Source organism: Halorubrum gandharaense, assembly GCF_054654575.1.
The window spans coordinates 507,965-530,811 of sequence record NZ_BAAIET010000001.1 but is presented as its reverse complement, the minus strand read 5'-3'; the positions used below and the strand labels follow the sequence as shown (position 1 = coordinate 530,811).

Annotated in this window: 15 protein-coding genes, 1 pseudogene and 1 CRISPR repeat array; of the genes and pseudogenes, 6 read left to right on the top strand and 10 right to left on the bottom strand. The window is 63.7% G+C overall.

What is annotated here, in order from left to right; genetic code table 11:
* Window positions 1-1,470: 1,470 nt before the first annotated feature.
* The 7 genes from ACYQ07_RS02505 to ACYQ07_RS02475 all read right to left on the bottom strand — a co-directional run bounded on the left by ACYQ07_RS02505 (window position 1,471) and on the right by ACYQ07_RS02475 (window position 8,588).
* Window positions 1,471-1,950: a DUF7342 family protein gene (locus ACYQ07_RS02505; RefSeq protein ID WP_459880197.1), complete on the bottom strand. Its 480-nt coding sequence runs from the start codon at window positions 1,948-1,950 to the stop codon at window positions 1,471-1,473.
* 850 nt (window positions 1,951-2,800) lie between these two features.
* Window positions 2,801-3,178 (bottom strand): helix-turn-helix domain-containing protein, encoded by a 378-nt coding sequence (locus ACYQ07_RS02500; protein WP_459876922.1) that lies wholly within the window; start codon window positions 3,176-3,178, stop codon window positions 2,801-2,803.
* A 57-nt stretch (window positions 3,179-3,235) separates the two neighbouring features.
* Window positions 3,236-3,823: a DoxX family protein gene (locus tag ACYQ07_RS02495; protein ID WP_459876918.1), complete on the bottom strand. Its 588-nt coding sequence runs from the start codon at window positions 3,821-3,823 to the stop codon at window positions 3,236-3,238.
* A 217-nt stretch (window positions 3,824-4,040) separates the two neighbouring features.
* Complete coding sequence (locus ACYQ07_RS02490) at window positions 4,041-4,541, bottom strand: hypothetical protein (RefSeq protein WP_459876916.1); 501 nt, start codon at window positions 4,539-4,541, stop codon at window positions 4,041-4,043.
* A 146-nt stretch (window positions 4,542-4,687) separates the two neighbouring features.
* Window positions 4,688-5,530 carry a hypothetical protein gene (locus ACYQ07_RS02485; RefSeq protein ID WP_459876913.1) on the bottom strand — a complete coding sequence of 281 codons (843 nt, stop codon included), beginning with the start codon at window positions 5,528-5,530 and terminating at the stop codon, window positions 4,688-4,690.
* A gap of 368 nt (window positions 5,531-5,898) precedes the next feature.
* The gene (locus tag ACYQ07_RS02480; protein WP_459876911.1) at window positions 5,899-6,738 is read right to left on the bottom strand and encodes a hypothetical protein; all 840 of its coding nucleotides are present in this window, start codon (window positions 6,736-6,738) and stop codon (window positions 5,899-5,901) included.
* A 344-nt stretch (window positions 6,739-7,082) separates the two neighbouring features.
* On the bottom strand, window positions 7,083-8,588 hold the full coding sequence (locus tag ACYQ07_RS02475; protein ID WP_459876908.1) for an amidase family protein: 1,506 nt from the start codon (window positions 8,586-8,588) through the stop codon (window positions 7,083-7,085).
* Window positions 8,589-8,641: 53 nt separating this feature from the next.
* Between ACYQ07_RS02475 and ACYQ07_RS02470 the strand changes: the two are divergent.
* Window positions 8,642-8,960 (top strand): annotated as a pseudogene (locus ACYQ07_RS02470) (IS6 family transposase); the annotation flags it as partial.
* A gap of 22 nt (window positions 8,961-8,982) precedes the next feature.
* A CRISPR array of direct repeats spans window positions 8,983-11,308; the repeat unit is 30 nt; unit sequence GCTTCAACCCCACGAGGGTTCGTCTGAAAC.
* A 139-nt stretch (window positions 11,309-11,447) separates the two neighbouring features.
* Here the strand turns inward: ACYQ07_RS02470 and ACYQ07_RS02465 are convergent.
* Entirely contained in the window at window positions 11,448-12,101 is a 654-nt protein-coding gene (locus ACYQ07_RS02465) for a proline iminopeptidase-family hydrolase (protein ID WP_487247240.1), read from the bottom strand.
* 181 nt (window positions 12,102-12,282) lie between these two features.
* Here ACYQ07_RS02465 and ACYQ07_RS02460 point away from each other — a divergent pair, with 181 nt between their 5' ends.
* Genes ACYQ07_RS02460 through ACYQ07_RS02445 form a run of 4 tightly spaced genes read left to right on the top strand, consistent with a single transcriptional unit; the run spans window position 12,283 to window position 17,651 of the window.
* The gene (locus ACYQ07_RS02460; protein WP_459876902.1) at window positions 12,283-13,302 is read left to right on the top strand and encodes an ABC transporter permease; all 1,020 of its coding nucleotides are present in this window, start codon (window positions 12,283-12,285) and stop codon (window positions 13,300-13,302) included.
* A gap of 1 nt (window position 13,303) precedes the next feature.
* Complete coding sequence (locus ACYQ07_RS02455; RefSeq protein WP_459876899.1) at window positions 13,304-14,992, top strand: ABC transporter permease; 1,689 nt, start codon at window positions 13,304-13,306, stop codon at window positions 14,990-14,992.
* Window positions 14,989-16,335 (top strand): ABC transporter ATP-binding protein, encoded by a 1,347-nt coding sequence (locus ACYQ07_RS02450; RefSeq protein WP_459876897.1) that lies wholly within the window; start codon window positions 14,989-14,991, stop codon window positions 16,333-16,335. Before ACYQ07_RS02455 ends, ACYQ07_RS02450 begins: the two co-directional genes overlap by 4 nt.
* Window positions 16,332-17,651, top strand: coding sequence for an ABC transporter ATP-binding protein (locus ACYQ07_RS02445; RefSeq protein ID WP_459876895.1), 1,320 nt, complete (start codon window positions 16,332-16,334; stop codon window positions 17,649-17,651). The genes ACYQ07_RS02450 and ACYQ07_RS02445 overlap by 4 nt, the downstream gene beginning before the upstream one ends.
* An 84-nt stretch (window positions 17,652-17,735) precedes the next feature.
* Here ACYQ07_RS02445 and ACYQ07_RS02440 read toward each other — a convergent pair whose 3' ends face one another.
* Entirely contained in the window at window positions 17,736-19,565 is a 1,830-nt protein-coding gene (locus tag ACYQ07_RS02440) for an ABC transporter substrate-binding protein (RefSeq protein WP_459876892.1), read from the bottom strand.
* A 563-nt stretch (window positions 19,566-20,128) separates the two neighbouring features.
* Window positions 20,129-21,190, bottom strand: coding sequence for a DUF8127 domain-containing protein (locus ACYQ07_RS02435; RefSeq protein WP_459876889.1), 1,062 nt, complete (start codon window positions 21,188-21,190; stop codon window positions 20,129-20,131).
* 649 nt (window positions 21,191-21,839) lie between these two features.
* Here ACYQ07_RS02435 and ACYQ07_RS02430 point away from each other — a divergent pair.
* The gene (locus ACYQ07_RS02430) at window positions 21,840-22,826 is read left to right on the top strand and encodes an aldo/keto reductase (protein ID WP_459876886.1); all 987 of its coding nucleotides are present in this window, start codon (window positions 21,840-21,842) and stop codon (window positions 22,824-22,826) included.
* Window positions 22,827-22,847: the final 21 nt, after the last annotated feature.

The window sequence follows — 22,847 nt, the reverse complement described above, 5'->3', positions numbered from 1 at the left end:
CGTCACCCTCGTTGACGACCGGCTGCAAGCGTTCGACGACGGTCGCGTCGCATACCTGTCCCACGAAGGTGGGGAGGCGGGAGTCATCTTGCAGTGGGGCGGGCCGCTGGCCACACTGGGACGCCTCGCGTCAGCCTTACTCAGCGAAAAGGCGCTGAGCAAGATCCTGACGCCGTCACGGTTCGGTCGCGAGTTCACCGGCGTCCACGGCGGCGACCTGTCCGAACCAGGCCACGTCCTGCGCCGGGGCGGACAGGTCGGCTGGTACAGCGAAGCTGAAGAGGAGTACGCGGAGTGGCGGTCGCGTATCGCCGGCGTTCGCGACCGACACCTCGCCCGTGTTGCCGACCTAGTCGACAGCGACGACACGGCCGCCCGTGCCGAGCTGTTCGAGGACCTTCACGGGCTGGTTGCGTCGGCCACCCACCTCTATCACGCTGCGGGCATTGATCTCACGACAACGCTCCGCGTGCCGGACACCGAGATGCTCGCTCGGAGCGACCGACGACTCCGCGACTTTCTCGACTTCCTCCGTCACACTGTTCCCAAGCAGTCCGTGTACGGCATCCACTCGGGCTACCGCATGCTCTTCGAGAAGCGTCCCGAGAAGCTGCGCCGTCGCCTCTCGTATGAGGTCGAGGAGGGCTCCCAGATGGACCTCACGACCTCCTGGGTGCTTGCCGGCCCCACAATGACGGCGCTCCACGACCGGATCGACGCCGCGCTTTCGTCGACGGCGGACGACGTTCGCGACGCGATCGCTGACGGCGACGAAACTGCGCCAGCACTCTCGATCCCCGTCGTTGACGGCACCACTTATCCCGCCATTCGACGGCTCATCGACGAGTTTGCAGCGAGCCACGACGTGGAGTGGGCTGCCAGCGAGCGCCAGCGCCTCGTACGGCTGTGTCTGGCATCGTTCGGGCCATCGGACAAGGAAGATGGAGCATGCCCGTACGACGTGCGAGAGAGCCTCCAGACGGCTCTCCAAAACAACGGTCCAGCCTTGTCCGTCGGAGACATTGAGCGGGCGGCGGCCACCCTGCCACCCGGCCGGTTCCGGCCTGACCTGCCGCCGACGGCGACGAAGCTGTATGCGGCGCTTCTCCGTACGGAGGAGCCGCTCGGCCGGACCGAGTTGCTGGACGAAGCGGGTATCTCACCGAGCAGCTACGACCGACGGATCGCCGACGTTCGCGAGCTCGCCGGCGTCTCGGCCGTGACCGATGACGGCCGCCGCAAGTGGGTGGCGAAAGAGGGCATCTCCCAGCGTGGTGTTTCGCGAAGTCCCCGGTCTACGGAGTGTTGTCTAGCAAGCTCCGGAGATACTCGAATTTTCACGACACTAGTCAGGCGAAGGATGGAGAGAGGTAGTTCACTCCTTTCGGTCGGCGTAGCGACCGAACACTTCACGAACCGGCTCTGCGGCGGCTTTGAGGCGTTCAGTGTCTTCCACGAAAATCCCGCGTGTCACACTGGGATCCCGTCTCGATCGGTCGCCCAATCGTACTCTTTCAGCGCTGTCTTCACCACCGACAGCCGATCAGCGAGATGGTCCCACTCGCTGGCGATTTCACGCCGAACGTCGGCTTCATCAGGGTCGTCGATGTCAGCGATACTCGCTAGGAGCTCGCTTGGCGACTCAACGTTGTACTCGGTTTCCCACTCTCCGATCTGTGTCTGTATCGACTCGAGGGAGTCAGCAAGTTCCTCTTGGTCGTACTCGCGTTGAAGGGTCGCGACCTCACGATAGGCAGCCATCAGCTGATCGCCACAGTAGAGCGTCTGGCTCCCGCGGTCGATTTTCTGTGAGATATCGTCATCAACGAGTTGCTCAAGGTATTTCTGGGCCGTCTTCGTCGTTGTTTCGGTCTCCTCAGCCACCCACAATGCGGTTCGAGGGGTATGGAGCGTTCGTGCAGCTGCACGAACACGCTCACCTCGCGTCATCGAGGGTGTGGTTGAATCGTCGTCGACGCCCGATTTGTTTGGCATAGACGCTACTACACTCCAATCGGATATATCCAAGAGAACGTAGATATGTTCGTTTGAGTGAGACCACTGTAGTCGAGCGACGATTCCCGATACCTACGCGTCGCACTCGGTGGTTTCACTCACGAGGGCACTGGTTTAGTATTTCTCTAGCATCTCGTGTGACTTTTATATGGTTCCTAGTCTGTAGAATTGTAATCGGCTTTTCCTAAACTTCGATTACAGCTGCTGCAGACGCTTTCCGAATACTTCGTGGAACCGTTCGCCGTATTCCATGAACCACTCGATATGCTCGTCCCACATTTCTCGATCATCCAGCGTCCCGTCTGTACGGAGCTGAATCGTGCTCCGCATCTTGCCGCTGTAGGTTTCTTCAGGTTCGATTCAGTTGAGTGAGTGGCCGAGTTCTGTTTCGATTTGGTCTTCGCTCTTCCGTAGGAGATTGTTGATACAATCACTCGTTACAGATCTCATTCAGTAGCCGGCCGTCAGAGCCGCTGAGTCGTACGTTCTCGATCCGATCGACCCACCACGGAATCGCAAGACAGCTCTCCATCAACAATGTGCTACACAAGAGCGTTCTGTATTGTATCTGCAGGTGGTCAACCCCGAAGCACCCTACAGATGAGCAAGGCGAATGCCTCGGGGCTTGACCCCGAGGCGGTTCACATTGATGTCTCTGTGCAAGATACGCGCCCCACATCTTGCAGGGCGCTCCGAATATGATGTCGAACTGGTGGGATTCTCGTCGGTTATCTTTTCGAGCCTCGCCTGTTTCAGGTGAGTCTGGAAACGCCGGATCGATGGATCAGTCAAATTCTGTTTCACAGTCACGGATCGCAACTATCTGTGACATAATTGCTGCTTCAGCGGCTCGGAGCCGCTGTGAGACTGCAGATTTCGAGATGTCAAGTTCATCGGCGATTCTACTGAGATTTCCACTGCGCTTGGTGCCGCTGTAGTGGCCCAGCTTCGCGGCGTAGTGGAGTGCTTCCCATTGCTTGTCAGTGATAGAGCTTAAGTCAATCATGATTGGACCGGCTTCCGACGCTTCGGGATCGTACAGTGCAACGACACTCACCGGGTTCTCGTCTCCGAGCACTGTTCTCAATGCAGAGATTTGCCCCCGATTCGCGAGGCGAAACGTGGCATACACCCCCGAGTTCGATATCTGTGGTTCTGACATGGGTTTGCTGAACGGAAATACAGTGTGAGTGTGATCTACTCGGTCGGTGAGAAGCCACTATCCGAGGAGGTAGCGCAGCCCCGGATTGTTCTTGACGATGCTGGTGTCCTCGAGCTTGGCGTCAAGACCAAGAATTCGGCCAGCACCGACTGCGCCGAGTCCGAACAGCAAGAGTGCGTACACGAACGAGCTATCGATGACGTACCCGTTGGCGACTGGGAGACCGGCCATGAGTCCGCCTTCCCACGCACCCATCAAGAACAGCAACATCTGCATCGCCCCGCCGAGAGCTGCCAACCGGAAGAACACGCCCACTACGAGTGCAAGTCCGATGAGGATCTGCGTCCCCATCACCAGCGGATCGATCAACCACAGGTGCTCGGCGAAAAACAGGAACAGCCCTTGTAGTGGATTCGCCTCGGAGATGCCGTGGACGAGAAATCCCTCCGCACTGAACCCGCCAACGTTGGTCCAGCCACCTTCAGCTAACTTCCCGAGGCCTGCTGACAGGATTACGTACCCTATCACCAGTCGGAGTGAGAGTAACGAGTATCCGACCCATGTCTCCGAGTAGTCGAAGCTGATTGCCTGACCGAACAGTTCCGTCTCGAGCGTTCGTTCTGCAGGTTTCCGTTGAGTTGCCATCGTTTTCACCTTACATATGAAGATTAGTGCCTATCCTGAAAGCAATATATCGCAATTATACAGGCTTTTAAATATACTATCTATCCTGAGGAGAAACTCAAGCAGGGGGTGCCAATTGAGTACCTTCTGGCCGAATGTGGCTCATCTCACGGAAGATCCAACGTATCCGCCGGCACACACTGTGGTGCCACTGCCTCCGGATTCTTGTCAATTCGCTTCAGCTACGAACCCGTCTAACACCGGTCTCAAGCGCAGCGAGGCCGAGAAGGCTACCGATGAAGACGGGCGCAAACCCGAAACCAAACAGGGCCAGCGGATCTGTCTCACCGCCAACGCGCAGGAATACGAACAGCAATAGCGTGCTGATACCCGTGAACCCGAACATTGGTGCGACAAGGGAGAATCGAGCGAACAAGTAGAATGGGATCGCTGCCTGCAGTGCCAGCAATCCCCCGGCGATAACAATGACCATAATAAACGGCCATGGGTCAGCCATCGGGTCTAGCGTGATGTGTTCGAATCCCCATCGGACGCTAGCCCACACCCCAATTGTGAACAATCCGTATCCCGCGGATCCGACGCCCGCCAAGAGGACAGCTGATAGCTCCGATCTGGAGACGAGATACGCGAAGAGACTAACGACGAGGACACTGAGAATAGCTGCGACCGCGAGGGTGACTGGATCGCTTCCAAGGACTGGATCTGGTGTCCCAGGCATACGCTACAGTTCGATATCCGTCACCGTCTCATCGATTCCACCGAGGAATTCGCTTGCATTAATCGTTGGTAGCTTACTTGATCGAAGACGGTCATCAGTGGAGGGCATGTATCTCTAAATAAATCCGAATTTCATAAGAGTGCTGCTCACCCGGACCGGACATCGTCTCCAAAGATGACGATCAGGGTCGGCTCCTCGCGGGAGATGTCACAGTCGTCGCCGCGCTCGACATCGAGCGTCAGCTCCGACGGCCCGTCGGTCGACAGCACGAGACGCGTCGTCACGTCGTGTGTTCGCTCTGCGCCGCCTGCGATTGCGGCGTCTGAGGTGTACTCGTCGGGATCATAGCGAACGGGGACCTCGTCCTCGACGACGGCATCCGTCCCGACCACACAGCCGTGCGCCTCCGGGAGCGTCACGGGGCGCGTGAACAGGGAGGGGTTCGCCACGGTGAGCGTCCCGACCGTCATCCTCGTCTGGACCGCGTCGCGGTCCTGTGCGTCGGCGTCGATACTCGCGACAGACTCCTCGTCCAGTTCGGCCGTGTATGTCACGTCGTCGCCGGCCACGTCCGCGCCGACGAACACGAGACCGACAGCGAGGAGCGCGACGGCGGCGTACCCGGCCGTGCGCCGGTCGGGGGAGACCATCCCCTGTCGGACCACGTAGCCGAGCGCGACGAACAGCGCCGCGGACGCCGCAAGCAACAGGAAGACTCCCGTCTCGTCGGGCGTGTACCGGCTCACGACGTAGCCGAGGAAGACGGCGTACGCGAGCGCGGAGAGCGCGAACGCGACGACATCCAAGGCGTCCCGGTCGGTCGTCACGCCGGCGACGAGGAAGCCGACGAACGCGAGGAACAGCAGGACGCTCTTCACCGTGATCGAGAGACCGAACACCACGTCGCGGATGAAGTACGTCAGGGCGCCGAGCGCAAACAGGACCCCGAGGGCGTACAAGACCTTGCCGCCGTCGATGTCGTAGTTCATGCAGGGACGTGCGCGTTGTGACGGCGAGAGACAATCAGTATTGCGCCGTCATCCGCCGTCGTAGTAAGTTACGGATACGCTCCCTCGACGGCTGTACAGGGTGGATGGACTTGGGATTCGTGGATCGAGAGCGGATACCCCGCGAGATCATTGAAACGGGTATTCGTCGCCACCTCGCAGTACTATCACTTTCAAATACAGTTATGCTTATTGGGAAGTCGGATGTCGAACGGAGTCGGACAGCGGATTATCACTGGGTACAAAAAGCCGATATACAGCCCGCCGCCAGCGACGTGAAGCGAGTTCGCCATGGCGGCGTCTCGTGTGCACGTCCCACGAGTGGTTCGACGAACCCCGCGTCGGGCGTGCTACGCTCGGGTCGCCGGAAGTTGCCCGGCGCGCTCGGCGAGCGCGCTTCTGATCTCGGATGCGGACGTGATCCCGTCCACCTCCAGTACGCGTGTTTCCCTGCCCAGCCGCTCGACAGCGCGCTCGACGACGGCGTCGACGGCCACGGCGCCGGATTCGGGGGCGAACTCGTCCGCGACCTCGGCCAGCCACGCGTCGGTGACGACCGCCGAGAACAGCTGATCGACCGACCCGATGTCGCCGGCGTCGTCCGACTGGGCTCCAGCTTCCGACTCGGCGCCCGAGCGGCGCAGCACGGCCCGACCGCCGGCCTTGTTGGTGAACACGACGCCCGCCGCGGGGCCGTCGCGCCACGCGGAGTCGGGCATGGAGTAGGTGTCCGGGTCGACATCGACACACCGCACCTCGCGGTCGACGACCCGAACCGGGGCGAGACCGACGTGCTCGAACACCTGTTGGGTCGTATCCGGCGGCAGAAACTGCTCGCGGTCGGCGTCGTGGACCGCCGTCCCGAGAAACCCGGGCATCACGTCCCAGTCGTAGTCCGTGTTGCGGAGGTGGGTGGCGACGCCAGCGAACGTCACCGTCGTGGGGTCGTCGAGAGCGGTTCGCACGGCCTCGCGGTCGAGGCGTTCACGAACCGTCCGGACTGCGTGCCGGTATCGTGGCGGCACGTCGTCGTCGAGCGCGCCGGCAGCGTCCGCGAACTCCACGAGCCCGGATTCGGCAACGCGGAACCGGAGGGGGCTCCCGTCGACGTACTCCGCCACCCAGCAGTGACCGCCGGCGAGCGCACCGGTTCGTGGGCGGGCCGTCTCGTAGGCGGGGAAGTCGTGCATGGTCGTGTTCGGCGACGGCGGGCCACGGTGAAAAGGTGTCGCCGGCGGGTGATGAACGGGGGATCCCGCGAAGGCGTTCCCGGTTGAGCCTCGCAGGCGGCGTGCCGGCCCCCATACGGTCGAGCGAGTGCCGTTCTGGCCGGTAACAGGGGACCCCCGAGACGTTATCGCCCGGTTCAGACGTTCCAGCTCCTGCTCTCGCTGCTGGCGAACGAGCTGTCTTGGAGGGCACAAACGTACTCTTCGGTCGCCAACTGTGTCAAGAATCGCTGTTCTGGAATGCGAAACCGGCACAGTGAGGCGGTCAGTCCCGATTGCTGAACCGGCCCACACAGCCGAGACCCCTACTCGATGAACCGCGCCGGCGGTCGCCGGTGGTCGGTCGCCTGCTCGAAGCCGTACGCCAGCTCGAACAGGCGAGGCTCGCCGAACTCCCGGCCGAGCAGTTCGAAGCCAACGGGGAACCCGCGGTCGGTGAAGCCGGCCGGTACGACGACCGCAGGCAGTCCCGTGTGAGCGGACAATTCGCAGTTCATCTCCTTGAACGGCTGATTCTTGGGGATCTCGACCGGCGGGACTCGCGACGGCGGGTAGAGGAGCGCGTCGAGGTCGTCGTCCGCCATCCGGGCGAGCGTCGTCCGCTTGATGCGGTCGCGCCGGCGGAGTCGACGGAGGTAGCCCGTGTTCGAGTCCAGCCCGTCCGGGTCGGCGTCGAGGATCGACGTGGGCTCGAAGCGTGCCTGGACCGATGGATGGAGCTCGTCCGAGGCGACGAGGTCGGCGAGCGAGTCGACCGGTGCCGCGTCGCCGAGCTCGTCGAGATACGCGTCGAAGTCGCGGGCGAACTCGTACTCGAGAGTCCGGGCGCTCTCGAGGAACGACTGGTCGACGACCTCGGCCACGTCGACGACAGTGGCACCTGCGGCCTCCATCTCCGCGATCGCATCCTCGATCACGTCGGTCACCGCCGTCGCCGCGCTCTCCGGGGCGCTCTCCTCGTTCCGGAGTCCGAAGAACTGGCGGGCGACCCCGATCCGGGCACCGTCGAGTCCGTCCGGGTCGAGGTGGGCCATGTAGCCGTCGTCGGGAACGCGCTCGGCGCCGAGCGCCGTGATCGGGTCCGCAGGGTCGTAGCCGGCCATCGCCTCCAGCATCCGCGCGGCATCTTCGACGGTCCGGGTGATCGGCCCGGCCGTGTCCTGCGTGGCGGTCAGCGGGATGATCCCCGTCCGGCTGACGAGCCCCATCGTCGGGCGGACGCCGATTACGTCGTTGAACGCCGGCGGCGACCGCACCGACGAACAGGTGTCGCTGCCGGTCCCCACGGTGCCGAAGTTGGCCGCGATGGCCGCGGCCGTGCCGCCGCTGGAGCCCGACGGCCGACGGTCGAGGTCGTACGCGTTACGCGTCGCCCCGCCCAGCGAGCTGACCGTGTCGACGCCGAACGAGAGCTCCTGTAAGTTGGCCTTCGCGAGGACGATCGCCCCCGCCTCACGCAGACGCTCGACGACGAACGCGTCACGCGGGGGCCGCGACTCGGCGAGCGCGACCGACCCTGCCGTCGTCGGCATGTCGTGTGTGTCCTGGTTGTCCTTGACGATGACGGGTACTCCGTGGAGCGGCCCCACGAAGCCCTCGTCCGCGAACGCCGCGTCGAGACGGCGGGCGCGCTCGCGGGCGTCGTCGTTCACGGTGAGGATCGCGTTCAGCTCCTCGTCGTGGGCGTCGATGCGCGCCAGATACCGCTCGACGAGCGTCTCGGCCGTGACGGTGCCCTCCGAGAAGGCGTCGTGAATGCCGGCGATTGACGCCTCCATGAGCGGGAACGAGTCGGCAGGTGGAACGGTCATGCGGTGTGTTTGCCGTGAGAGACGGATAGCTGTTCGCCCGGTCGATCCGGACAACGAACAGGATCCTGCATGCGCGGCTATTTCCGACGTACGACCCCGATCGGGCGAGCGTTCCTCACTGAGCTCCTCGAGAAACACGATGTCTGCGACGCCGTGTTTCGAATCGACGATGCAGCCGATCTCGCCGGCGCGCTCCGGAAAGAAGGTCTCGACTACCGCGTCGAGATCCACGGCTACGGAGACCGCGTTGAACGTGTCTTTCAAGAGACACAACGACGAACATCTTCGTTTTCAGACTGTTTCAGCAACGTCGATCCATCGACTGCGGAACCGTGGTTGCAGGCCCACGCCGTCTGGTTGGATTATGCTTAAGTTAACACCGCCCGTAACTATCGCTTCGACCCCACGAGGGTTCGTCTGAAACTACGGGCCGCGCTTCACCGTGAGCACGCCGCAGGCGCTTCAACCCCACGAGGGTTCGTCTGAAACTACGGGCCGCGCTTCACCGTGAGCACGCCGCAGGCGCTTCAACCCCACGAGGGTTCGTCTGAAACACTCCTCTCCGGACTCCGAGGCGACCACCACAACGGCGCTTCAACCCCACGAGGGTTCGTCTGAAACGCGACGCAGCGCTCTGATCGTCGCCGTCGCGTGTTTGCTTCAACCCCACGAGGGTTCGTCTGAAACGTCCTGCTCCGTGCCGTCGAGCTCCTGCTCGGACTCGCTTCAACCCCACGAGGGTTCGTCTGAAACGCTCAAGCGCGGGGCTGACATCGCCCCCAAGAGCGTGGCTTCAACCCCACGAGGGTTCGTCTGAAACCCCCGACCCGCGCGGAACGATACTCGTCGCCCAGCGGCTTCAACCCCACGAGGGTTCGTCTGAAACGGTCGTTCGACTTTCGACGCCGCCGGCGTCGCCGAAGCTTCAACCCCACGAGGGTTCGTCTGAAACGCGATCAACGCGTCGGGGTGGACTCGTGAGGACCTGGCTTCAACCCCACGAGGGTTCGTCTGAAACGCTCGCCTTCCGACGTGGGGGTGGCGTATGACGACCGCTTCAACCCCACGAGGGTTCGTCTGAAACCCCGATCGCCGGCGCGAGGCGGACGAGGTCTCCGAGGCTTCAACCCCACGAGGGTTCGTCTGAAACGCCCGCGACCGCTTTCTCGACAAGCGGTCGATGGAGCTTCAACCCCACGAGGGTTCGTCTGAAACAAGTTCAAATCGGACCCGGACCCGGATAACCCGATGGCTTCAACCCCACGAGGGTTCGTCTGAAACACCGGCTCGGGCGGCAGACGGAGGTGGTCACGTCCTCGCTTCAACCCCACGAGGGTTCGTCTGAAACGGGAGTTCAAGGCGACCGCTCGACGGCACAGCGACGGCTTCAACCCCACGAGGGTTCGTCTGAAACGGCCGATTTGTGACACGGGGGTGGGGATTCGTGGCTTCAACCCCACGAGGGTTCGTCTGAAACGCCGGCGCCGCGCCCGGCCGCCGCGAGCCGTCGTCGCTTCAACCCCACGAGGGTTCGTCTGAAACCGGGTTGGGGCCGTCGAGTTCGTCGCCGCATCGCGTGCTTCAACCCCACGAGGGTTCGTCTGAAACCGCCATCAACGACGTCGATCGTCCCTACATTGTTGCTTCAACCCCACGAGGGTTCGTCTGAAACTCCCGAGTGGCGAGCCTTCAACGCGACCGACCGCGCGCTTCAACCCCACGAGGGTTCGTCTGAAACCACGTGGTTACGTGAGTACGTGGTAAGATGAGTAGTCGCTTCAACCCCACGAGGGTTCGTCTGAAACCTTCGCGGCGATGGCCTCCCGGACGTCCATCGGGCAGCTTCAACCCCACGAGGGTTCGTCTGAAACGCGTCGTCGTCTTCAGCACCTGACAGCCCTTCCCTCGCTTCAACCCCACGAGGGTTCGTCTGAAACCTCATGGCCCATCCTCGACTGGCATCCGGAGTTCCAGCTTCAACCCCACGAGGGTTCGTCTGAAACCGTCTGTGGAACCGTGTGCGTCGTGCGGCCCTGCCGCTTCAACCCCACGAGGGTTCGTCTGAAACACTACTTTCGGACTTTCCTCATAGCCATGTTCTTTGCTTCAACCCCACGAGGGTTCGTCTGAAACAAGTGCGCGGACTCGGGACGGTGCTACGCGAATGACCGCTTCAACCCCACGAGGGTTCGTCTGAAACCACGACCACCGACACCGCCCGCGCCGAGCGCCGGTCGCTTCAACCCCACGAGGGTTCGTCTGAAACGACTGCGTGGGTTTCGGTGGGTTTAGGTGGGTGGCTTCAACCCCACGAGGGTTCGTCTGAAACGCCGCTGCCCGCATTGGAGCTGTTATCGAACTGCGCTTCAACCCCACGAGGGTTCGTCTGAAACACTCCCGAAGAGGTCCGTGCCGGCGGGTTCGACACCGCTTCAACCCCACGAGGGTTCGTCTGAAACGATCGTCCAGATCGCTTGCGTCAGTTCGTAGCCACCGCTTCAACCCCACGAGGGTTCGTCTGAAACGCTAGTCGGTGCGGAGCCGGTTGAGATATCGGTCGCTTCAACCCCACGAGGGTTCGTCTGAAACCGCCGCGAAGATGGCGGCAGCCGCAGTAGAGAAGCCGCTTCAACCCCACGAGGGTTCGTCTGAAACGTGGACCCGTCGCTCATCGGCGGCTCCGTCACAGCGCTTCAACCCCACGAGGGTTCGTCTGAAACGATGGCAGATACCCGTGCCATAGGCGATCTACCAGCGGATCCCACACAAGTGTTTCCGTCGACCCTCAATAACCCCCGAAACCCCGGGGGGTCGACGGTCGGGGTGCAGTGACGCCGCCAGCGATCGCCGGCGATCCACCTACCCCTGCAGGAACGACTCGACGACCTCGAAGTGGGCGTCCGGCCGTTCCCAGAACGGCATGTGACTGCTCTCCTCGAAGACGTGCAGGGACGCGCCAGGAATCCGATCGGCGATATCGCGGGCGATATCGGGCGAGATTTCGTCGTGCTCACCCGAGAGGACGAGCGTCGGCGTCTCCACCCCTTCCAGTTGCGCACGCACGTCCCAGTCGCGGAGGCGTGCGGTTTCGAGGAGGACGAACTCGTTCGGCCCCCACATCAGTCCGTAGACGTTCTCGTTCACGCCGTCGAACGCCGCCTGAACCGGACCGGGATACTCGTCGGTTCGACAGACGTGCTCGCAGTAGGCGCCGTCGAGCGCCGCCTCGTACCCCGGCGCGTCGTACGCGCGCTCGGCTTCATGGTCCCGGATCGTCTCCCGGTCCGCATCGGGGAGCTCGTCGAGGGCACTTCGCATCGACTCGAACGCCGTCCGTGTGTCCGCGAGCGTGTTCGCGAGGACCAGCGAATCGAGGCGGTCACCGTACTCGACGGCGTACTCCTGGGCCAGCATTCCGCCCCACGACTGGCCGTAGACGGTGAACGCGCCGTCGGGGTCGATCGCCGCGGTCCGTCGCGGTTCGCCGGCGAAACCCGGCAAAAATCCGGACACTCCGGCGTGTTCGAGCGTAGGGGCCTCCACGGGAACTTTCGGAGCACGCCGTCCGGAATTGGGGCCCAAATTGTCCCTTCCCGAACGTCTATACCTGCGTTCGAGGTAAGGCGGGTGTGATTCGTGACCGGACGGTAAGTCCGTCGGTAGTGCCGGAGCGTTCGGACCGTTGGTGGTCCGAATGAGCCGGTGGGGGTACTTCCTCCGGCGGCTGCTGTTGTCGATACCGGTCGTCTTTCTCGGCGGGACGCTCACGTTCGTTATCTTCCGATTCGGGCCGATAGACCCGGCCGCGGCGATCGTCGGCGAGGCCGCCACGGAGGCGTCGCTCGCCGAGTACGAGAACGTCCGCGAACAGCTCGGGTTGACGCAACCCGTGACGACACACTACGTGGAGTACATGGTGGGGTTGTTCACGCTGGACCTCGGCCAGTCGTGGGTGTTGGCGCCGGGGACGGGTACCGTCGACCTCCTGCTGATCTACGGTCCGCGGACGGCGTGGCTCGCGTTCTGGGCTGTGCTCATCCCGCTGTTCGTCGGAATCCCGCTCGGCGTCTACGCCGGGCTTCGGGCCAACACGAAACGCGATTACGGGATTTCGGCATTCGGCATCGTCTGGCGGGCGATGCCGAACTTCTGGCTCGGCGTGATCCTGCTGGCGCTGCTCGCCCAGTCACAGTCGCTGCTCGGGGTGGACTGGAGCGGGTGGATCGTCGAGACGCCAGTCACCGGGTCGCCAGACCTCTCGAACCTCCTCTCGGTCGAGGGGTTCCTGGCGGCGACCAAGCAGATCCTCCCGCCGGCGATCGTGCTCGGGTCGGCCTCGATGGGGAGTGAGCTGCGTATCGGGCGCACCGCCGTGTTGGAGACGATCAACTCCGGATACGTCGAAACGGCGAAGGCGAACGGCGTCACCCAGCGCTCGCTGGTGTGGAAACACGTCCTCCGGAACGCGCTCGTGCCGCTCGTGCCGACGATCACCAACGAGGCGTTCCTGCTGATCGGCGGCGCGGTCATCGTCGAGGTCGTCTTCGGCGTGCAGGGGATCGGGTGGCTCTTCTTCCAGGCGGCGCTCAACGGCGACATGCCGCTCGTCACCGCGCTCGTGTTCGTCTTCATCCTCGCAGTGGTGGCGATAAACGTGGTACAGGACCTGTTGTACGTGCTCATCGACCCCAGAGTCGGCTACGAGGGACAGTAGGATGGACGCGAGACCACTCCCCGAACGGGTGCGCGACACGCCGCGACCGGCGGCGCTGTGGTTGGTCGGGGCACTGTTGCTCGTCGCCGTCGAGCTTGGATCGCTGGCGGCCGGACTGCTGGAGATCGGCTCGGCGACAGCGTCCGTCGGCGCCAGCGTAGCCGCTGCGACCGGCGAGGCGCTCGCCGAGGGCGGCGCAGCACGGGCGGCCGTCTACGCCGTGCTCGCCATGGTCGCACTCTGTGCCGGCTGGCTCGTGACAGTGCTCACGGCACGTCCGTTCATCGGCCGCTACGCTGACGGGGCGACCGTTCGCACGCGGTTCGCGCTCGACGTGCTCGCCGCCGCCGTGGTCGTCGCCGCGCTCGGCGCCGTAGTCGTCTGGTCGGGAGCATTCGACCTCCTCAGAGGCCTCGGCGAGGTCACGCGGGCGGGACTGGAACGGACGAGTTCCCTCCCCACGCTCACCGGTCGGGAGACGATCCCGAACGAGGGGTATCAGACACCCGACGGCGTCTGGCACGGGACGTTCCTCGGTCTCTCACCCGCCGTTGCGTGGGCTCTTCGTGTGACCGTCGTGTTCGCGTACGCGGGTCTGTTGGTTGTCTGGGTCGGCGTGGGATATCGCTGGTTCCGCCGCCACTACCGGCGGGCCGACTGGACGCCGCGCGACGACGTGGTTCGGCGGCTCCGCTATCATCGGTGGGGCCAGTTCGGCTTCCTCGTCGTGTTCGTGTTCCTGACGCTGGCGGTGTTCGCCTCCTCGCTGGGGACGGCACCGGCGGATCAGAACCTCTACGAGCCGTTCTCGCACTCGCTGACGTACTACGACGGGGGCACCGAATCCACCGAGACGGTGCTCGTCGGCGACGCCAACCTCGACTCCCGGTCGGTGGGGTACGAGGCGGAGAACGTCGGGCCGATGAGCTACGACGAGTACGACCGCTTCCATCCGTTCGGCACGCTTCCGGACGGGAAGGACCTGTTCACGTTCCTCGCGCACGGCGCCCGCGTCTCGCTGTCGGTGGGGATACTGAGCGTCGCCATCGGCGCGACGCTGGCGACGGTGTTCGCGCTGGTGTCGGCGTACTACCGCGGGATCGCCGACCTCGTGCTCGTCATCACCGGCGACACCATCATGGGGATTCCGCGGCTCCTCCTGCTCATCCTCTGTACGGTGCTGTTCGCCGACACCTGGCTCGGCGGGCTGTACAACGGGGGCGTGCTCCTCGCCGTCGTGCTCGCGGCGACCGGTTGGCCGTACCTCTGGCGAGCGTTCCGTGGGCCGATGCTGCAGATCTCAGAGCGTGAGTGGGTGGACGCCGCCCGCAGCTACGGCCAGTCACCCTCGCGGATCATGCGGCTGCACATGCTCCCGTATCTGGTCGGGTACCTGCTCATCTACTGTTCGATGGTGCTCGGCGGCGTCATCCTCGCCATCGCCGGACTGTCGTTCCTCGGCCTCGGGATCACCGCGCCAACGCCGGAGTGGGGCCGCGCCGTCGACCTCGGCCGGGAGTACGTCGCGACGACATCGTGGCACATCTCACTGATCCCCGGCATCATGGTGACGCTCGTCGTCATGGGCTTTAACGCCATGGGCGACGCCCTTCGAGACGCAGTGGACCCCAAATCCGACGACGGCGCGACTTCGGAGGCCGAAACCAGCGCACGAGGTGGTGGCGTATGACCGACCACACCGTACCCAACGACGGAAATGGCGACGACATCCCGGCGGAGACCGACAGCGTCTCCGAGCCGCTGCTCTCCGTGCGAAACCTGCGAACGACCTTCAAGACGGACAAGGAGACGATACGCGCGGTCGACGGCGTCTCTTTCGAGGTCGCACGCCGTGAAACGCTCGCGGTGGTCGGCGAGAGCGGATCCGGCAAGAGCGTCACCGCCCGTTCCATCCTCGGCCTCATCGACGACTCCGGTCGCGTACACGCGGAGAGCAGCATCCGGTATCACGATCCGGCGTTCGTCCAGTCCGTCGCTCGCAACCACCCGGACGCGATACGCTACGTCGACGAGAGTGGTGAGGCGGACGCCCCTCACGACGGCAGCGCAACTGGGAACGCCTTCGTGACGCTTCAGGAAGCGACGGGCAGCGGAAGCGACGTGGAGGTGGAGCGCGGCTACGTCGACCTCGTCACTGCCCCGCAAGCAGTGGGTCGGTCGATTCGCGGTCGCGAGATCGCCATGGTGTTTCAGGATGCGATGGACAGCCTCAACCCGGTGTACACGGTCGGCAATCAGATCAAGGAGCTGCTGAACACCCACCGAGGACTCAGTGGATCCGAGGCGACCGAAACGGCAGTCGAGCTGTTGGAAAGCGTCGGCATTCCCGATCCGCGTCGGCGGCTGCGGGAGTATCCCCACCAGTACAGCGGGGGGATGCAACAACGGGCGACGATCGCGCTCGCACTCGCGTGTGACCCGGAGGTGCTCGTTTGCGACGAGCCGACGACGGCGCTCGACGTGACGATCCAGGCGCAGATCCTCGAGCTGCTCGAGGACCTCCAGCGCGAGCGGGACCTTGCCGTCGTCTTCATCACCCACGACATGGGCGTCGTTGCACGGATCGCGGACACCGTATCGGTGATGTACGCCGGCGAGCTCGTCGAGTCCGCACCAGTGAGCCCACTATTCAACGACCCGAAACACCCGTACACCAAAGGACTGCTTCGCTCCATCCCCGGTCTCGCTGCCGAGGGCGAGTGGCTGCCGACGATCGAAGGGTCGGTGCCGACGCCGACGGAGCCGGCGACTGACTGCCGATATGCGCCCCGATGTCCGAAGGCGTTCGACGCGTGTGAAGCGGTCCACCCGACGCTTGTCCCGGCAGGCGGTGAGGAAACGGCGGCCGACGACCTCAGCGACCACGACAACGACGACCATCAGGTCGCCTGCCTCCTCTATCCTGAGGACGAGTCGGAGTCGAGTCGCTTGGACCGTCACCGAGCAGCGGACGGGCGCACGGGATCGCAAAGATCGGAGCAGGCTGCGGACCGGGAGGTGAGCGACCGATGAGCGACGACACGTCGGATCCGCTGGTCGAAGTCGAGGACCTTCGCACCTACTACTACTCGTCCGGGCTGTTCGCCGGCGACCCGGTGAAGGCGGTCGACGGCGTCTCCCTGTCCATTGAGCGCGGCGAGACGCTCGGCATCGTCGGGGAATCGGGCTGTGGCAAGACGACGCTCGCCCGCAGCATTCTCCAGTTGGAGGACGTGACGGAGGGTCGAGTCACCTACGCCGGCGAGGACGTCACCGAGTACGACCGCGCCGAACTCAAAGACTGGCGGCGGAACGCACAGATCGTCTACCAGAACCCCACGTCCAGCATCAACGAGCGGATGACCGTCGGCGAGGTGATTCGGGAGCCGCTCGACGCGCACGACAAGCTGGAGCCGGACGAACGACGCGAGCACGTCCTCGAACTCCTCGACGTGGTCGGGCTGAAGGAGGAGCACTACTACCGCTACCCGCACCAGTTCTCCGGCGGCCAGCGTCAGCGCGTGGGGATCGCCCGTGCGCTCGCGCTCGAGCCGGACTTCATCGTGCTCGACGAACCGGTCTCCGCGCTCGACGTGAGCGTGCAAGCGAAGATCCTCAACCTCCTCAAGCGACTGCAAAACGAGTACGACCTGACGTACCTGCTCATCGCCCACGACCTCTCGGTGGTGCGGCACGTCTGTGACCGAGTCGCGGTGATGTACCTCGGGAAGGTGATGGAACAAGCGCCGACTGCACAGCTGTTCAAAGCACCGCAGAACCCCTACACGCGGGCGCTCCTCTCGGCGATCCCCCAACCCGATCCGGACGCCGACCACGGACGCGTCTCGCTCCATGGGACGCCGCCCAGTCCGCGGAATCCTCCCTCGGGATGCGTGTTCTCGACGCGATGTCCGGTCGTGATCCGGCCCGAGGGTGGTCCAGACCTCGACGATGCGGCATGGGAGCGCGTCGACGAGTTCCGCGAGGTCGTCCGTGACCGAGCAACCACCGACCCCTCGCCCATCGAGCGGATCAAGGGGGTACTCGGCTTCGAGACGCGGTTCACCCCCATCGAAGAGGTGGCCGACGAGCTCTTCGCCGACGAGGAGCTTCCCGAGTCCGCAGCTGCAACGATCGACACCGCCACGAACCTGGTCGCCGAGGGGAACCCGTCCGACGCAACAACCGAGCTCTCAGCAGTATTTGCCGGCGTCTGTGAGAAAGAGGCACCATCGCTCCACGCCACGGAGGCGGGCAGTGTGAGTCGCTGTCACCGGCATCGAGAGGCGTACGCCGATCCCGAGTCGGCGGAGTCGACGGAAAGCGTCAACGCGGATCGTCAAACGTAGCCGCGCCGGCGAACGCTCTACTGTCGAACACTCCACCGCAACGGGCCGCCGGAGAAGTCGTCGAAGTCGGTCGCCGAGCGTCAGTCAGGGACGCTCGCCGAGCGAGACCTCGTTGAACGAGTGGCTGTACTGCGAGCCGTAGATCTCGTAGTTCTCCACCCAGTCGTACCAGTAGTGCTCCTCGATCGGGTGGTACAGCGGGAGCATCGTCATGTCCTCCCAGTTTTTGCGCTCCAGCGTCCGGTAGACGTCGTTGCGGATGGACTGTGCCTCCTCGTCGGGCGTGCGGTGCTGCTCGTACCGCGCCCACGCGTCGGCGGCCTCCTGGGCCGCCTCGCTCATTTCGCCGTCACCCTGTCCCCAGTTACTCCACGCGAACGGCGTCGGATGTGCGTACTGGAGCACGGCGTCGGCCTCGGGCCACTCCAGGGCGTTCCACGTGCCGAACACGTCGATGTCGCCGTCGATGGCGCGGTTCGTCAGCGTCGTCGCCGGTGCGCCCTCGATCGAGAGGTCGATGTGTGCGCTCTGGGCACGGTCACGGAGCTCGCTTGCGATTTCCCCCCACTCGGACGCCTGCGAATCCGAGGGGTGCTGCATCGTCGTCTCGTACATGTTGTCAGGGCCGTAGCCCGCCTCCTCCATGACCTCGCGTGCGCTCTCGATGTCCGAGGTGCCGTAGCCGTAGGGGTACTCCGATTCCGCCATCTCGTGGTACTCCTCGGCCCCACCGGGGAACGCGGCCGGCGGCGTGATGAAGTACGCCGGCGTGCCCTGTCCTCGTACCGCCCGGTCGGCGATGTCGTCCTGGTTGATGAGGTACGCGATCGCCTGTCGAGCTGGCTTCTCTACCGTCTGCGTGTTCAGGATGAGGTACTGCGTCCGGAGCAGCGTCGCCTCGCCGTAGTTGAGCGTCTCGTCGTTCGACACCGGGCCGTACGTGCCGAGCCGACGGTCGCCCTCAAGTTCCCGGTCGATCTCCAGCAGTCCGGGATCGAACTGCGACCGCGGCAGCTCGAACAGATCCGCGTTCCGGTTCATCGCTCGGTTGTACTCCGCGTTGGGGTCCTCGATGATCTGCCAGCGGATCCCGTCGAGCTCGGCCACGTCGCCGTGGTAGTCGTCGAAGCGTTCGACGTGAATCGCGTTCCCGCGGTCCCACTCCGTGAACTCGAACGGTCCGGTCCCGGGAATGTTGGCGTCCGCGAACTCCTCGTACTCCATCTCGCCGTCGTAGCCCTCGATGTCACCGACGATCCCCTCGGGAATGACGGAGAATCGGGGATCAGCGAGCGTGCCGAGCGTGCCGTGGAACGGCGATTCCAGCGTCATCTCGACCGTATAGTCGTCGGCCGCCTCCAGCTCGAGCGAGTCCGGAACGAGCTCGTCATCGTCGTCACGCTCGTGTGCGATGGACATCGTGCCGCCGACGATCACGTCGGCGTGCCCGCGGTTGTTCTCCGATTCTGCAAGCCGGCGCCAGGAGTACACCACGTCGTCCGCGGTCAGCTCCTCGCCGTTGTGGAACTGCACGCCCTCCTTCAGGTAGAAGGTGTACGTGAGGTAGTCCTCCGACACCTCGTAGTCCGTCGCCAGCTGGCCCGTCGCCGGCGGGGTCCCGTCCTCGTAGGTGAACAGCTGCTCGTGCGTCTGCCAGTTCGCCCGCGCCGATCCCGGCCCGTTGATCCCGATGGGGTCCAGCGTCTGCTGGGCGATCTGCATCATCTGGAGCACGTCGTCGTCGAGGTCCTCGTCGGCGCCGGCGTCATCGTCGTCGCCACCCTCGTCCGCTCCCGAATCGTCGCCGGGCTCCCCGTCACCGACGGGGTCCTCGTCGGAACAGCCGGCGAGCGCCACTGCAGTCGCCGCGCCAGTCGCTGTGAGAAACGTCCGCCTGTCGTAGTCGTCGCGCATACTACTACCTGATGGTCACCGGGTTAATATGTGAGCCCCGTGGCAAATGACGGGGATTTCTGTGAGGTGCGGACGAACCGGCCTCGAACGCCAGTTTCCACCGGTCGACGGTCACCCTCGAAGTCGTGGGTGGAGGGGCTCACGGACAAGGTCGTGGGTGGAGGGGCTCACGGACAAGGTCGTGGGTGGAGGGGCTGGTGAGTTGTCGCACTCCGTTCGCGCCTTATAAGGCGCGAACGGAGTGCGAGGGAGGGCGACGGCGGCCGCGGCGGTGCGGTCCCGCGGCCGCCGTCGACCGAGGTTGAGGAGGAGCGAGGCAGGATTGTGGCGCTGTGCGGGAGCGAACGCACAAGGACAGTGGTGGAGTTGGCCGTGGTGAGGCCACCGCGGGGGAGACGCCCTTTTGAGTGCGCAGCGAGCTAAAACGGGCACCAGTGGTCCTCGACGGCCGGGGCGTAGGTCGTTCTGCCCACCGAGTCCGCCGGCGAACTCACCCCACGGCCGTTTTTGAGGGAAGCAGCGTGCGGAGTCCGGCTCGTGAACGACGCGACCACGACCGCCGGTCAGCCGTCGACCGCTCCACAGTCGCCGCCCGTCTCGACGGGCGCGGCAAACCGGTAGCCGTACACCACGAGCGGCGATCCGACGACCCCCACGAACAGGAGCCCGACGAGCGCAAGAACGCCAGTGAAAATGAACCCGACCCCACCACTGATCAGAATCTCCGGCACGGTCCCGAGGAGAACGAGGAAGGGGGCCCCAGCGAGCACGCCGGCGAGGTGACTGTACGACTCTCGGCTGATGAGCACACCGACGAGCAGGAGTGACCCAGCAGCCACCGACAGCAGAACTGTCAGGACGCTCATCGACGGGCTCCCTCCGGACCGGAACAGCAGAATCACCACCAGCGCGACGGGCGCTGCAGCAAGCGCCACAAGGCCAGCGCGTTTTGGGGTGAGCGCACGCCGGCGACCGCGGTACTGCGAGGCGAAGAGCCAGCCCCCGGCGGCGATAAAGGCAGCGCCGACGGACGTGAGCAGGATGCTGATCGGCGCAATGACGAGCTGTGCGACGAACGCCCCGGGATTTGCGGGTTGGATCTGATAGTACGTGTCCCCATCCCGGACGAGATCGGCGCCGGCGGGCGACTCACCCTCGGCCTCACCGGTGGCAACGGCCTCGGAGACGAACGGTGGCGCCTCATCGACGGGTGTCGCAACGTCTTCCGCAACTTGTCGCTGGTCCGCGGGAGTCAACGAGAGCTCGACAACGTCGCCATCCAGAGACGCTTCGTACGCGTACACCGTTCCGTCAACGACGAGATACTCGTAGGGCACGTCGACAAACTGCTCCGGTCGTTGGTCGATCGTCGCCCGGGACGACCCCTCCTCGACAGCAGTTTCGACGGCAGTCACGTGAGCATCCGGATGTGACGCCGCGTGGTACTCAGCCACGTCGGATGACACAACGAGCGCATCGAGATCCTCGCCGGGATCGACTTCCTCGGCGACGTACGACTGCGAGCTCATGGAGGCGCCGACCATGTTGAACGACAAGGCGAAGGTGATTCCGACGACGAGGAGGACCATGGCGGCCGCGTACGGACGCCGGCGAAGCAGGGACATTGTTCCGACGTGCACCACGTATCGTGAAAAGTTCACCGAGTCCGGGAGCTGTGAATATCGGATCTTATGAAGTGCGTCCCTGAGGAACTGATACTCATCTCGGATAGTATAGCAACAAACAGACGGAGCGACCACTGTGATTCACACACTCTATATATCAAATATAATAGAGTTAGCCTACAATATACCATTTTAATATGTCATATAGAGCAATATGTTGATATTTGAGAGCGGAAGGCGCGTGAGAATTCCTGAAGTAACGAAAGCCACAAGATACCCTCAAAAAAGACGGATCGAAATTAATATCTTACAGTAAAAAGTGAGAAAACACCTATAACATCAATTATAGATTGAATAATAAGGTGATTTTTATAACCGACGTGCAAATTTTAAAAGTGTAAATATATCGTAAAACAGAGGGAAACGGTACGTTCCCTGATTAGAGATGAGAGAATCGACAGCATGAGACAGAGGAATTCAATTCAAAGAGACATATTCCTACCAGATATAGATATATACTACAAATATTTTATTATAGGACAGATGAGTTTCCCACACGGTAGCTGGGAAGCGTAGACGGGGCCATCACGAACACCTCGGCGTCGCCGCCATCGGTGCGGTTTTGCATGCGGCCCACGAGACACGTATCATGGACACACGCACGCTCGGGTCGGTCGGATCAGTGAGCGAGGTCGGGTATGGCGCATGGCAGATCGGCGGGGACTGGGGAGACGTGAGCGAGTCGACGGCGGTCGCCGCCGTCGAGGCCGCACACGACGCCGGCGTCGACTTCTTCGACACGGCTGACGTGTACGGGGACGGCCGCTCCGAGCAGATAGTCGGAGACACTCTCGCGGACGCGATCCGCGCGGACGAGGTAACCGTCGCCACCAAGGCTGGGCGACGGCTCGACCCACACGAACCGTACGGATACAACGAGGAGCAGCTCCGCCGGTTCGTGAACCGCTCACGCGAGAACCTGGGCATGGAGACGCTCGATCTGCTCCAGCTTCACTGTCCGCCGACGGACGTGTACTACCAGCCCTCAACGTTCGAAGCGCTCGACGAGCTCGTCGACGACGGTCTGATCGACGCTTACGGTGTGAGCGTCGAGCGCGTCGAGGAGGGGCGAAAGGCGATCGAGTACCCGGGCGTCGAGAGCGTCCAGATCATCTTCAACCCGTTTCGGCAGCGACCGGCGGAGTACTTCCTCGACGCTGCCGCCGATGCTGGCGTGGGCGTCATCGTTCGCGTGCCGCTCGCATCGGGGCTGCTGACGGGCACAATCTCCCGTGAGACGGAGTTCCCCGACTCGGACCACCGGAACTACAATCGCGACGGGGAGGCGTTCGATCGAGGGGAGACGTTCGCCGGCGTCCCGTTCGAGGCCGGGCTCGACGCCGTCGACGCGTTATCGGAACACGTCCCGACAGAGCACACCCTCGCGTCGCTGTCGCTGCGCTGGATCCTCGACCACGATGCAGTGACCACGGTGATTCCGGGGTCGACAACGCCCGACCACATTCGGGCGAACGCCGCCGTCAGCGACGCCGAGCCGCTTTCCGAATCGACGCACGACGCCGTGCGCGAGGTGTACGACGAGCACGTCCGCGACCACGTTCACCATCGCTGGTAGGGGAACAACTGTCCAGAGGGC

Excerpts from the sequence above, each read along its gene's own strand:
- ACYQ07_RS02505 (WP_459880197.1), bottom strand. The coding sequence starts at position 1,950 with ATGACGCGAGGTGAGCGTGTTCGTGCAGCTGCACGAACGCTCCATACC.
- ACYQ07_RS02500 (WP_459876922.1), bottom strand. The coding sequence starts at position 3,178 with ATGTCAGAACCACAGATATCGAACTCGGGGGTGTATGCCACGTTTCGC.
- ACYQ07_RS02495 (WP_459876918.1), bottom strand. The coding sequence starts at position 3,823 with ATGGCAACTCAACGGAAACCTGCAGAACGAACGCTCGAGACGGAACTG.
- ACYQ07_RS02490 (WP_459876916.1), bottom strand. The coding sequence starts at position 4,541 with ATGCCTGGGACACCAGATCCAGTCCTTGGAAGCGATCCAGTCACCCTC.
- ACYQ07_RS02485 (WP_459876913.1), bottom strand. The coding sequence starts at position 5,530 with ATGAACTACGACATCGACGGCGGCAAGGTCTTGTACGCCCTCGGGGTC.
- ACYQ07_RS02480 (WP_459876911.1), bottom strand. The coding sequence starts at position 6,738 with ATGCACGACTTCCCCGCCTACGAGACGGCCCGCCCACGAACCGGTGCG.
- ACYQ07_RS02475 (WP_459876908.1), bottom strand. The coding sequence starts at position 8,588 with ATGACCGTTCCACCTGCCGACTCGTTCCCGCTCATGGAGGCGTCAATC.
- ACYQ07_RS02460 (WP_459876902.1), top strand. The coding sequence starts at position 12,283 with ATGAGCCGGTGGGGGTACTTCCTCCGGCGGCTGCTGTTGTCGATACCG.
- ACYQ07_RS02455 (WP_459876899.1), top strand. The coding sequence starts at position 13,304 with ATGGACGCGAGACCACTCCCCGAACGGGTGCGCGACACGCCGCGACCG.
- ACYQ07_RS02450 (WP_459876897.1), top strand. The coding sequence starts at position 14,989 with ATGACCGACCACACCGTACCCAACGACGGAAATGGCGACGACATCCCG.
- ACYQ07_RS02445 (WP_459876895.1), top strand. The coding sequence starts at position 16,332 with ATGAGCGACGACACGTCGGATCCGCTGGTCGAAGTCGAGGACCTTCGC.
- ACYQ07_RS02440 (WP_459876892.1), bottom strand. The coding sequence starts at position 19,565 with ATGCGCGACGACTACGACAGGCGGACGTTTCTCACAGCGACTGGCGCG.
- ACYQ07_RS02435 (WP_459876889.1), bottom strand. The coding sequence starts at position 21,190 with ATGTCCCTGCTTCGCCGGCGTCCGTACGCGGCCGCCATGGTCCTCCTC.
- ACYQ07_RS02430 (WP_459876886.1), top strand. The coding sequence starts at position 21,840 with ATGGACACACGCACGCTCGGGTCGGTCGGATCAGTGAGCGAGGTCGGG.